13 protein-coding genes are annotated in these 11,865 nt (G+C 47.6%); 11 read left to right on the top strand and 2 right to left on the bottom strand.

The features are described from left to right. The first annotated feature begins 15 nt into the window (after window positions 1-15). The 4 genes from MPHASIOC01_RS07560 to htpX all read left to right on the top strand — a co-directional run bounded on the left by MPHASIOC01_RS07560 (window position 16) and on the right by htpX (window position 4,557). Window positions 16-510, top strand: coding sequence for a GAF domain-containing protein (locus MPHASIOC01_RS07560; RefSeq protein WP_064594135.1), 495 nt, complete (start codon window positions 16-18; stop codon window positions 508-510). A gap of 99 nt (window positions 511-609) precedes the next feature. Further along, window positions 610-1,296: an RNA chaperone ProQ gene (gene proQ / locus MPHASIOC01_RS07555; RefSeq protein WP_353614283.1), complete on the top strand. Its 687-nt coding sequence runs from the start codon at window positions 610-612 to the stop codon at window positions 1,294-1,296. 19 nt (window positions 1,297-1,315) lie between these two features. Beyond that, the gene (gene prc / locus MPHASIOC01_RS07550; RefSeq protein ID WP_064594131.1) at window positions 1,316-3,355 is read left to right on the top strand and encodes a carboxy terminal-processing peptidase; all 2,040 of its coding nucleotides are present in this window, start codon (window positions 1,316-1,318) and stop codon (window positions 3,353-3,355) included. A 320-nt stretch (window positions 3,356-3,675) separates the two neighbouring features. Beyond that, complete coding sequence (gene htpX, locus MPHASIOC01_RS07545) at window positions 3,676-4,557, top strand: protease HtpX (RefSeq protein WP_064594130.1); 882 nt, start codon at window positions 3,676-3,678, stop codon at window positions 4,555-4,557. A 104-nt stretch (window positions 4,558-4,661) separates the two neighbouring features. On the opposite strand, the gene MPHASIOC01_RS07540 is transcribed toward htpX, so the two are convergent. Then, entirely contained in the window at window positions 4,662-6,035 is a 1,374-nt protein-coding gene (locus MPHASIOC01_RS07540; protein WP_064594128.1) for an MFS transporter, read from the bottom strand. Window positions 6,036-6,212: 177 nt separating this feature from the next. Between MPHASIOC01_RS07540 and kdgR the strand changes: the two genes are divergently transcribed. Next, window positions 6,213-7,004, top strand: a complete 792-nt coding sequence (gene kdgR / locus MPHASIOC01_RS07535; protein WP_064594125.1) for a DNA-binding transcriptional regulator KdgR — start codon at window positions 6,213-6,215, stop codon at window positions 7,002-7,004. Between the two features lie 48 nt (window positions 7,005-7,052). Here the strand turns inward: kdgR and MPHASIOC01_RS07530 are convergent, their stop codons facing one another. Continuing rightward, window positions 7,053-7,295, bottom strand: coding sequence for a YobH family protein (locus MPHASIOC01_RS07530; RefSeq protein WP_064594123.1), 243 nt, complete (start codon window positions 7,293-7,295; stop codon window positions 7,053-7,055). 156 nt (window positions 7,296-7,451) lie between these two features. Between MPHASIOC01_RS07530 and mgrB the strand changes: the two genes are divergently transcribed. From mgrB to ftsI, 6 genes are all read left to right on the top strand, one after another. After that, entirely contained in the window at window positions 7,452-7,595 is a 144-nt protein-coding gene (gene mgrB / locus MPHASIOC01_RS07525) for a PhoP/PhoQ regulator MgrB (RefSeq protein WP_064595456.1), read from the top strand. A 63-nt stretch (window positions 7,596-7,658) separates the two neighbouring features. Next, the gene (locus MPHASIOC01_RS07520) at window positions 7,659-7,964 is read left to right on the top strand and encodes a YebO family protein (RefSeq protein ID WP_064594121.1); all 306 of its coding nucleotides are present in this window, start codon (window positions 7,659-7,661) and stop codon (window positions 7,962-7,964) included. A 34-nt stretch (window positions 7,965-7,998) separates the two neighbouring features. Further along, complete coding sequence (locus tag MPHASIOC01_RS07515) at window positions 7,999-9,003, top strand: MBL fold metallo-hydrolase (protein ID WP_064594119.1); 1,005 nt, start codon at window positions 7,999-8,001, stop codon at window positions 9,001-9,003. A 485-nt stretch (window positions 9,004-9,488) separates the two neighbouring features. Beyond that, a complete protein-coding gene (locus MPHASIOC01_RS07510; protein ID WP_074388751.1) occupies window positions 9,489-9,620 on the top strand; it encodes a DUF2627 domain-containing protein in 132 nt (43 codons plus the stop codon). A gap of 23 nt (window positions 9,621-9,643) precedes the next feature. Beyond that, window positions 9,644-9,853, top strand: a complete 210-nt coding sequence (cspE, locus tag MPHASIOC01_RS07505) for a transcription antiterminator/RNA stability regulator CspE (protein ID WP_036107273.1) — start codon at window positions 9,644-9,646, stop codon at window positions 9,851-9,853. Between the two features lie 225 nt (window positions 9,854-10,078). Next, the gene (ftsI, locus tag MPHASIOC01_RS07500; protein ID WP_353614282.1) at window positions 10,079-11,824 is read left to right on the top strand and encodes a peptidoglycan glycosyltransferase FtsI; all 1,746 of its coding nucleotides are present in this window, start codon (window positions 10,079-10,081) and stop codon (window positions 11,822-11,824) included. Window positions 11,825-11,865 lie beyond the last annotated feature (41 nt).

The following is an 11,865-nucleotide window of genomic DNA, read 5'->3' as shown; positions in this document are numbered from 1 at the left end:
CTAAGTGAACTATTAATGAATAAAGAGCTATTTTATCAAGAGTTGAACCGGGATTTTTCAGCACTGCTGGCAGGGGAAACCAGTTTTCTCGCTGTGCTGGCAAATACCAGCGCGCTTTTGTTTGAACGTCTTTCGTCTGTCAACTGGGCTGGGTTTTATTTGTTGGAAGGGGACTTGCTGGTTTTAGGGCCGTTTCAGGGCAAAATAGCTTGTGTGCGTATACCGACAGGTAAAGGTGTATGTGGCACGGCGATTGCTACAGGTAAAGTACAGCGCGTCGAAGATGTTCATGCGTTTGACGGCCACATTGCTTGTGATGCGTCCAGCAATGCAGAAATTGTCTTTCCGATAACAGTCGGTGGGCGTCAATTAGGTGTGCTTGATATTGACAGTACCGAGTATGGCCGCTTTGATGAAGAAGACGAACGCGGACTGGAAACCCTGGTCACAGAGTTGGAAAAGCTTCTCTCTGGCACAGATTTCAAAAAATTCTTTCTAACAGATGCATGATAATCAACGGATAACGTAGCAATTACAAATGGCGTCATTATAATGACGCCTGTTCGTGCCTGTGATGGTTGGCAAAGTCCGTTGTAATCAGGAAATTTCATGGAAAATCAACCTAAGTTGAATAGCAGTAAAGAAGTTATCGCATTTCTTGCTGAGCGTTTCCCGCTCTGTTTCACTGCCGAAGGTGAAGCCCGGCCCCTGAAAGTCGGTATTTTTCAGGATCTTGTCGCACGAGTGGAAGGGGAACAGAACCTCAGCAAAACGCAGTTACGCTCTGCGTTACGCTTGTACACCTCCAGTTGGCGGTACCTGTATGGCATTAAGCCTGGTGCAACGCGAGTTGACCTGGATGGCAATCCTTGTGGTGAGCTGGAAGAACAGCATGTAGAACATGCCCGCAAACAACTGGAAGAAGCAAAAGCGCGTGTCCAGGCGCAGCGTAATGAGCAACAGGCGAAAAAACGTGCTGTTGCCGCTGCTGCAGGGGAAAACGGAGAAGCTACTGCTGCACGCCGTGAACGTAAGCCTCGTCCTGCTTCTGCGCCTCGTCGCAAAGAAAATGCGCCCCGCAAAGCGCCCGTGAACAAAAAACCACGACCAGCAGAGGAAGCTAACCATAAACCTGTAACTGACATTTCAGTGCTGAAACTGGGTCAGACAATTAAGGTTAAAGCGGGTAATTCGGCAATGGATGCGACTGTACAGGAAATTACCAAAGACGGTGTCCGTGTGGCGCTGACTTCAGGTATGTCAATGATAGTGCGCGCAGAACATTTGCTGTTCTGAGACGGAGGTCAACCCAGGCATGAACAAAATTTTCAGGCTTTCGGCTTTTGCCGGGCTTTTTCTGTTGGTGGGCAATGCGCTTGCAGTAGAAGACATCACGCGCGTTGATCAGCTTCCAGTACTGAAAGAGGAACCTCAGCACCCCACCGTCAGTGAACGAGTAACCTCGCGTTTTACGCGTTCTCACTACCGCCAGTTTGACCTGAACGCTGAGTTTTCTGGCAAAATTTTCGACCGCTACCTCAATCTTCTCGATTACAGTCACAATGTTTTGTTAGCCAGTGACATTACGCAATTTGAGAGCCGCAAGGGTACCATTGGTGACGAGCTGCGTAGCGGAAAACTGGATTTGTTTTATGATTTGTTCAATCTTGCACAAAAACGCCGCTTTGAGCGCTATGAATATGCGTTGCAAGTGTTGCAGCGGCCGATGGACTTTTCCAGCAATGAAACAATTAACCTCGACAGGCGTAAAGCACCCTGGCCGACTTCAGAGGCTGAGTTAGATAAACTTTGGGACGCGAAAGTCAAATATGATGAGCTGAATCTCAAGCTCACAGGGAAAACTGACAAAGAGATTCGTGAAACGCTTACCCGGCGTTATAAATTTGCTATTCGCCGCCTGGCGCAGACGCGTAGCGAAGACGTTTTCTCATTAGCGATGACTGCCTTTGCGCATGAAATCGACCCACATACTAACTACCTTTCTCCCCGTAACACCGAACAGTTCAATACCGAGATGAGCCTCTCTCTTGAAGGGATTGGCGCTGTGTTGCAAATGGATGATGATTACACCGTGATTAATTCATTGGTGGCGGGAGGACCGGCGGCGAAGAGCAAGGCCATCAGTGTTGGCGACCGTATTGTTGGGGTCGGCCAGCCAGGCAAAGCCATGGTGGACGTTATTGGCTGGCGCCTGGATGATGTCGTGGCCCTGATTAAAGGCCCTAAAGGCAGTAAAGTTCGCCTTGAAATTTTACCAGCCGGTAAAGGCAGCAAAACCCGAACGGTGACGCTGACACGCGAACGTATTCGCCTTGAAGACCGGGCAGTGAAGATGTCTGTAAAAACTGTTGGCAACGAAAAAGTCGGCGTGCTCGATATCCCAGGCTTTTACGTTGGACTGACTGATGACGTTAAAGTTCAGTTGCAGAAACTGGAGAAACAGAACGTCAACAGCATCATCATTGATTTACGCAGTAATGGTGGTGGAGCGCTCACAGAAGCGGTGTCACTGTCTGGCCTGTTTATTCCTTCTGGCCCGGTTGTTCAGGTGCGGGATAATAATGGTAAAGTGCGTGAAGACAGTGATACCGACGGGATTACTTACTATAAAGGTCCGCTGGTGGTGCTTGTTGACCGCTTTAGTGCCTCCGCATCAGAGATTTTTGCCGCTGCTATGCAGGATTATGGCCGGGCACTGATAGTGGGTGAACCAACCTTTGGTAAAGGGACCGTTCAGCAGTATCGTTCGCTCAACCGCATTTATGACCAGATGTTGCGCCCTGAATGGCCTGCTCTTGGCTCTGTTCAGTACACTATCCAGAAGTTCTATCGCATTAATGGTGGCAGTACGCAATTAAAAGGTGTTACACCCGATATCATGATGCCGACCGGAACGGAAAATACTGAAACAGGCGAGAAGTATGAAGATAACGCCTTACCCTGGGATAGCATTAAAGCCGCGCATTATACGAAAACCGGAAACCTGGCACCTTTCGAACCTGAGTTACTGAAGTTGCACCAGGCTCGGATCGCGAAAAATCCGGAATTTCAGTATATTATGAAAGATATTGCACGGTTTAACGCCAATAAGGATCACAGGAATATTGTGTCACTGAATCTTGCTCAGCGTGAGAAAGAAAACCAGGAAGATGATGCGCTGCGCCTGGCTCGAATCAATGACCGCCTGAAGCGCGAAGGCAAACCACTGCTCAAAAAACTTGATGATTTGCCGAAAGATTATCAGGAACCGGATCCCTATTTAGATGAAACTGTCCATATTGCAATCGACCTTGCCAATATGGAAGCTGGTAAGCAGCCTGCTGCACAGAAGTAATGATGCATTAATCCCCCTAAAGGCACACATTCGTGTGCCTTTTATTTAGTCACATTCTTCTATTGTTCTCTGGCCATGATATGCACGGGCTATGATGTGGGTGTTGCAAATATGTTGGTCAAAAATGATTTCTGTGGAGCCAGCTTTCCCGACACAAAACTCGTGGAGTTTGTTATGTATCTCGTCAGTAAATTAAGACAAAATGTAAAGTTATGTTTTTTTAAGCACTTGCCAGCATATGGCTCTTGAAAATGTACACGATACCCCTACGATGTGATTCATCGCGTAGAGCGTTTTGTTAAAACGAGGTAAATAAATATATGATGCGAATTGCGCTTTTCCTGTTAACCAACCTGGCCGTTATGGTGGTTTTCGGGCTGGTGCTGAGTCTGACCGGAATTCAGTCAAGCAGTGTCCAGGGGTTATTGATTATGGCCCTGCTGTTTGGCTTCGGTGGCTCTTTTGTATCGCTGCTGATGTCAAAATGGATGGCGTTACGTTCTGTCGGTGGGGAGGTGATTGAGCAACCCCGTAATGAAACCGAGCACTGGTTACTTGAAACTGTCCGTAGGCAGTCACAGCAAGTGGGGATTGCGATGCCGCAAGTAGCGGTATATCACGCCCCGGATATTAATGCATTTGCAACGGGTGCCCGTCGCGATGCGTCACTGGTCGCTGTCAGTACCGGGTTGCTGCAAAATATGAGCCGTGATGAAGCTGAAGCGGTTATTGCTCATGAGATAAGCCACGTCGCGAATGGTGATATGGTTACCATGACGCTTATCCAGGGGGTAGTAAATACCTTTGTTATCTTTATCTCGCGTATTCTCGCGCAAATTGCAGCCGGGTTCCTGTCAGGGAACCGTGATGACGGCGAAGAGACAAATGGCAACCCGCTGATCTATTTTGCGGTTTCAATGGTGCTCGAACTGGTGTTTGGTATCCTGGCGAGCATTATCACGATGTGGTTCTCCCGCTATCGTGAGTTCCATGCAGATGCCGGATCAGCGCGTTTGGTTGGCCGTGAAAAAATGATTGCGGCGCTCCAGCGACTGAAAACCAGTTACGAGCCTCAGGAAGCGAGCAGCATGATGGCGTTTTGCATTAACGGGAAGTCAAAAACATTAAGCGAATTATTTTTGTCTCACCCACCACTGGATAAACGTATTGAAGCGCTGCGTACCGGCCAGTACCTGAAATAATTCCGCTATAGGGTTCAACATAAAGGCGTGCTTTGGGCACGCCTTTTTTACATATACAGCCAGTGAACTGACACCAGCTCTGTTACCGGGAAACCAGGCAACTGTCAGCTTTCGGGTAATGTCTGTGTGACGCGCAAGCTGCTGACAATACATGCGGCGGTGGCAAAGCAACCAGCCATTATCAGTGCATATTGGGTTCCCTGAGTTGCAGAAAGATTCAGTGTTAACGCAACCAGCGCAGCACCACTACTTTGCCCAAGGAGTCTTGCCGTGCCCAACATGCCACTGGCACCACCGCTGCGGTTTTTCGGGGCTGAAACAATAATGGTATGGTTATTAGGCGACTGAAATAAGCCGAAACCAGCGCCACACAAGGCCATTCGCCAGATTATATCCACATCGGTTGGTGTGCCAGGCAAGAAGGCCAACGCAAACAACCCTGTCAGCATCAGAAGCATACCCAGGCCACCGAGCAGACCAGCATGGAAACGACCAATCAGGCGCCCGGCTAGTGGTGCCATCACCATGGTTGCCAGTGGCCATGGTGTTAATAACAACCCGGTTTCAACTTCGCTGCGCCCAATGGTCGACTGTAAGTAAAAAGGCAGTGCTACCAGAGCCAGCATTTGTGCACAGAAGGAACATACAGAAGTGCACAGCGATAATGTGAACAGCGGAATGCGTAACAGGTCAACTGGCAGCAGAGGCACGGTGAGTGTCAACTGGCGGCGAACGAAAAAGAACCCGATTAGCAGCGCGGCAACCAGTTCCGTGAGGGTAATAATCCCCGCCTGTTGCTGCGCAAACCCGCTTAACGCGGTAATCAACAACCCAAATGTCAGAGCGTTCATGATTGCACTGGGTAAGTCGAAGCTTTGTTTTCTGACACCTTGCGGATTGGGGGGTAAAAAACGGATAGCCAGCAACAGGGCAATAATTCCGGATGGAACGTTGACATAAAACAGCCAGTGCCAACTGGCGACGGAGAGTATTGCCGCAGCGACAGTTGGTCCTGCCGCCGCAGAGACTGCGACAATAAACGAATTAATCCCCATGCCGCGCCCTAACTGATACTGTGGGTAAATAAGCCGAATCAGTGCAGTGTTTACGCTCATCAGAGCTGCGCCACCAATTCCTTGCAGGACACGCGCTGCTGCAAGCATTTCAAGGTTGGGTGAAAGGGCACATAAAAACGATGTGGCAGTAAAACAGACCAGCCCGGCCTTGTAGACCCGGCGGTAACCAAACATGTCACCCAAAAAGGAGAATGTGAGTAAACTAATGACAATCGCGATTTGATAGGCGTTGACTATCCAGATAGAGGCCGCCTCAGAGGCATTCAGGTCACGGGCAATGGTGGGCAGGGCAACGTTGGCAATTGCGCCATCCAGGACGGCCATCATGATACCAATCGCTATTGTGGCTATTGCGCCGTAACGCTGGGGTAGTGGCAGGCCATCAGAAAGTGTTTTTTCCATAGAAAAATGTGAGCTGTACCGACATTGTAATGATAGTGCACATTATAACATTTATATATCTGCTATATGTCGCAGATTTGTAACGAATAAGCGATGACTCGTTGCGGGCAAGTTGTCATCCACATATACTAAAAAAAGGTTCTGAATTTTATAAAACATGCGCGATAGAGGTGATTAATGTCAGTGGCAGATCTGGATAAACAGCCTGATTCTGTATCTTCAGTGCTGAAGGTGTTTGGTATTCTTCAGGCGCTGGGTGAGGAGCGAGAGATTGGTATCACTGAACTGTCGCAACGCGTGATGATGTCAAAAAGCACAGTATACCGCTTTTTGCAGACCATGAAGTCGCTGGGTTATGTTGCCCAGGAAGGGGAGTCTGAAAAATATTCTCTGACCCTTAAGCTGTTTGAACTGGGGGCAAAAGCGTTACAAAACGTCGACCTCATTCGTAGCGCTGATCTGCAGATGCGGGAAATTTCCCGTTTAACGAAAGAAACGATTCACCTGGGTGCACTGGACGAAGACAGTATTGTTTATATCCATAAAATCGATTCAATGTACAATCTGCGCATGTATTCGCGTATTGGCCGCCGTAACCCGTTACACAGTACTGCCATTGGGAAAGTGCTGCTGGCCTGGCGCGATCGCGATGAAGTCTTGTCGATTCTTGAACATGTCGAATATACCCGCAGCACTGAGCGGACAATTTCCAGTACCGAAGAGTTACTTGAAGTGCTGGAGGTGGTCCGCAAACAAGGCTTTGGGGAAGATAACGAAGAGCAGGAAGAAGGGCTGCGTTGTATCGCTGTGCCGGTATTTGACCGCTTTGGTGTGGTGATCGCCGGGTTGAGTATTTCGTTCCCAACGTTGCGTTTCTCTGAAGATAAACTGCATGAATACGTCAGCATGCTGCACAATGCTGCGCGCATTATTTCCCAACAAATGGGTTATAACGACTACCCATTCTGAACAGCTCTGAGATGTGATAAACGCACCGGGTAGTCGGTGCGTTGTTGATTATCGCCCGGTATCGATAACTTCGTCAGTTTTACGTAACAGAGGGCAACTGGCGACACCAAAAAAATTGTTGTCAAGGTGCAGATACTGCGCAGACGTAATATGCCGGGCCGTCAGGTAGTTACACTTAATGCCAAGCCCGGCGGCATTTTCATGTGAACCAATTAATAAACCATACCCACTCACCAGCAGACCTGCCCACAATACCGCAAGAGCAATAACTAACCGAATAATCAGGCGCATAAAACCTCTTTCTCATTGATATTATTCCAGTATCATCAATTCTTAAGGGGAATATGACAATATGATGAATCTGAAAAGCGTATCCTTTCTGTAGAGATGCTTGGTTTAAGATTAGCATGCTACCTTATTACCAATGTTCGATGACTGGAGAAGATGGTGAGAAAATACCGATGGGTACTCCTGGTGTTACTACTGTTAGCCTCGTTGCTGGTGTGGTTACAGGTTTTTAACGTGATGTGCGACCAGGATGTCCAGTTTTTCAGCGGTATTTGTACAATTAATAAGTACATCCCCTGGTAAATTTTATGTCGCTGGCCTTTCACTGTGGTGCTGGTGGTATAATGGTTTTTTTGAGGTGGTAAGATGGAAAATGTAATGAACCCGGGCACAGTGACACTCATGCCCCTGGTGATTTCGGCAATAATGGTTATCCTCGGTCTTGTTCTCTGGTTTTTTGTTAACCGTGCCAGTGTCAAAGCTAACCAGCAAATCGCGTTACTCAATACACTGGTTGAACAGCAGAAACGACAAATTGTGTTACTGCGCCGCTTGTGTGATGCCAATGAACAGGCTGAAGTCAGTCATGAAGATTCTGGTTCTGGGGCAGCTCCACAAGTAGCAGCACAAGAAAATGATGATGATTTCATCAGTCTGGTTGCTGAACGTTAAGTATTGAGCACTGTGAGCGGTGGCATTTGACAGTATGACCTGGATAAATCCCTGGTTTAACGACCGGAAAGCACATCACCGCATTGATGGTTTTGTGAATCTCGGCTCTGCTGCCAGCCATCGCCCCGGTGACCTTGATAAATGGCGAGCAGAACGCAAACGGGCGAAGTTACCTCATCCCCCAGTCTCAGGTTACGATGCGTTTATTCATACCTGGTGGCAGCGTGCCGATTTCTCGACAGAGAAAGATGGGATTTGGTGGCTGGGTCATGCTTCGATGCTTGCCCGTCTGAATGGCATTAATATCCTCATTGATCCAGTTTTTTCTCAGCGAGCATCACCGGTCTCTTTTGCCGGGCCGGTGCGTAAAACACCTCCCTGCACATCTGTTTCTGAGTTACCGCCAATCGGTGCTGTTGTTATTTCTCATAACCATTATGACCATCTCGACAGTACGACTATCCGCCAGTTAAAGCGTACCCATCCTCAGGCCTGTTATTTCGTTCCTCTCGGGTTGGGAAACTGGTTTTTGCGGCGAGGCATTCAGCAGGTTGTGGAACTCGACTGGATGCAGTCATATACCTGGCAGGGGCTGGTACTAACCGCAGTACCAGCCCAACACTGGAGCATGAGGACGCCCTGGAACCGTAACCGCTCCTTGTGGTGTGGATGGGTTATTGAAAGCGACCATTGCCGTTTTTGGTTCAGTGGTGACACGGGCTACTTTCCACAACTGTCTGATTTTGTATTGCGCATTGGTCAGCCGGATATGGTTGCCTTACCTGTCGGCGCTTATGCACCAGAATGGTTCATGCATCCGCATCACATGTCGCCCGAAGAAAGTGTTTCAGTATGGCAACAAATCGGCGAGCCATATGCTATCCCTGTCCATTGGGGAGTATTTGAACTTGGCGATGAATCCATTGATGAACCACCCGATAAACTACTGCAAGCATTGAAAAATAAAGGAGAAGATTCGAAATATTTCCAATGCTGCAGAATAGGTCAGTACCATGAGTTAATTAAAAATAACATCTAATTATAATTATATTCTTTTTTCTATATTTCCAGTTGGTGGCTGAACTGATTTTCTTTATTCATGGATAAAGAAATAATTGCATTATTTTGATGCAGGTTCATTAAATTGTCATTATTTTGGTGCATGTTCCAGAATGGAATCTGAATCACATTATTGCGTTGAGTCGGGTATTGTTAAGCAAATTGAAACTGCATAGGTATGCGCTGTAATCATCCAGTAGAATTTTCTATATCTATTTTCAGAGAGTGGCTGGACGCAGGGAACTGATTGGTCTATGTTAGGAAAGTCACATAAATATAGCTGCACAGTCACAGAATTAACCGTGACCATAAGTTTTGTTTAATGAGTATTTGCGCATAACTGTGCACTCATGAAAACTAACTTACTGAATTTGTGCGGTAGATCGATGCAAGTTTAAAAATGGCTTGCCATTATAAACGTTGTATGTGATAACACTTTGAGTCAAACGAGGTACAGTTCTGTTTATGTGTGGCATTTTCAGTAAAGAAGTTTTGAGTAAACACGTTGTCGTTGAATACCACTTCTCTGCCGAACCTTTTATTAGTGCCTCAAGCAGTAATGTCTCTGTTTTATCTCAGGTATGCCTGTGGGCGTAGAAACAAACTAAGGAAATTTAGAAATGGCAAAGATCAAAGGTCAAGTTAAGTGGTTCAACGAAGCAAAAGGTTTTGGTTTCATTACTCCAGCTGATGGCAGTAAAGATGTGTTTGTGCACTTCTCTGCAATCCAGGGTAATGGCTTCAAAACTCTGGCTGAAGGTCAGAACGTAGAGTTCGAAATTCAGGATGGTCAGAAAGGCCCGGCAGCGGTTAACGTTGTAGCACTGTAAGTTGCATGGCGCAAGCCACGCAAGTACACCACAATTCAAAAGCCTCGCTTATAGCGGGGCTTTTATCTTTCTATTGTTTGGCCGTATGTTACAAAATATTTCACAGCGTGCCTCTGTTTGTGTCTTGTTGCAATATCGTGAAGGTATTAGCACAGTTTTCTCCCTTTCTGATTGTGGTTAGGTTTTAATTTCATCGTCATTTTTATCGTTTCAGAAGGGATATGCGTGAAGAAAAATCCTGTGTTGCCAACGGGTAACTTCATTTCATGGCGTTTCGGGTTGTTGTGCTTTGCTATATTGTTGAGCCTGGTATTGCTACTTGGCCGGGTTGGCTGGTTACAAATCATTTCACCCGAGCCGTTGGTGCAACAGGAAGATATGCGTTCGTTACGGGAGGAGCCCATTGTCATGCCGCGTGGCATGATAGAAGACCGTAACGGTGACCCACTGGCAGTTAGTGTTCCGGTGGAAGCAATCTGGGCGGATCCCAAGACGGTTATAGCAAAAGGCGGTGTTCAGGTGAATGACCGCTGGCAGGCGTTGGCCAGTGCCCTTAAAATTTCGCTTAATACGCTGTCACGGCGGATCAACCGTGATCCACAAGGGCGCTTTATCTACCTTGCCCGTCAGGTTGATCCTGAAAAGGCTCGCTGGATAGATAAATTGAATCTTCCTGGAATTAATTTACGGGAAGAGTCGCGCCGTTTTTACCCTTCCGGACATATCGCCTCAAACCTGTTGGGCTTTACCAATATAGATGGGCAGGGCATTGAAGGTGTGGAAAAAAGCTTCAATAGTCAGTTGCTCGGCAAAGAAGGAAAGCGGCTGGTGCGTAAAGACCGCTATGGGCATGTGGTGGAAAATATCACTGAGGTGCCAGGCACACCAGCCCATAACATTATTCTCAGCATCGACAAACGGTTGCAGACAGTAACTGAAGATGCGTTGAGTAACGCTGTTCGCTGGAATAAAGCCGATTCGGGGGCATCAGTGCTGATTGACGTGCGTACTGGGGAAATTTTGGCTATGGCGAGTTACCCAACTTATAACCCAAATAATCGTGACGGCGCGAAACTGGATGATTTCCGCAACCGGGCTATTAGCGACACATTTGAACCCGGTTCTACAGTCAAGCCAATGGTGATAATGACTGCTTTAAAAGCGGGTATTGTCAAACCTGATGATGTGATTGATACGCACCCTTATGTTGTCGATGGCCACCGTATTCGTGATGTTGGCTGGTACCCGGAATTATCACTAACGGGTATTTTGCAAAAGTCGAGTGATACCGGGGTATCGCACTTATCACTGGCAATGCCAATAAAGGATTTGATCACCACTTATAAGGCTTTTGGTTTTGGGCAAAGCACCGGTCTGGGATTGACTGGGGAAAGTTCAGGCTACATGCCAAACCGGCGTTTCTGGAGCCAACTGGACCGCGCGACGTTCTCATTTGGTTACGGCATGATGGTGACACCTCTACAACTTGCTCATGTCTATGCCACGATAGGCAGCTTTGGTATTTCCCGACCGCTTTCGATAACCCGCGTCGACCCACCGGTTGTTGGTACACGGGTAATGCCAGAAAAGATTGTTCATGAAGTAGAACACATGATGGAAAGTGTGGCTTTACCTGGTGGTGGAGGTATTAAGGCCGCAGTCAAAAATTACCGGGTTGCGGTTAAAACGGGGACGGCGAAAAAAATCGGCCCTGACGGGAAATATATTGATAATTATATCGCATACACTGCCGGGGTTGCACCTGCAAGTAACCCGCGTTTTGCACTGGTTGTGGTAATCAATAACCCTTCAAACGGCCAGTATTATGGCGGTGCTGTTTCAGCCCCGGTATTCAGCCAGATTATGGGGGATGTGTTGCGCCTTGAGAATGTTGAACCTGACGGTATACCTGCTGGGGATCCTAATCTGATAGTCCTTGGGCACAGCGATGACAGCCATCCCGCCTTGTAAAACCATTTGCTGCGCGCAGGCTTGCAGGTAAACTGCGCACA

This window comes from Mangrovibacter phragmitis, from assembly GCF_040429585.1.
GTDB classification, from domain to species: domain Bacteria; phylum Pseudomonadota; class Gammaproteobacteria; order Enterobacterales; family Enterobacteriaceae; genus Mangrovibacter; species Mangrovibacter phragmitis.
This window is presented reverse-complemented; position numbering and strand designations above follow the sequence as displayed.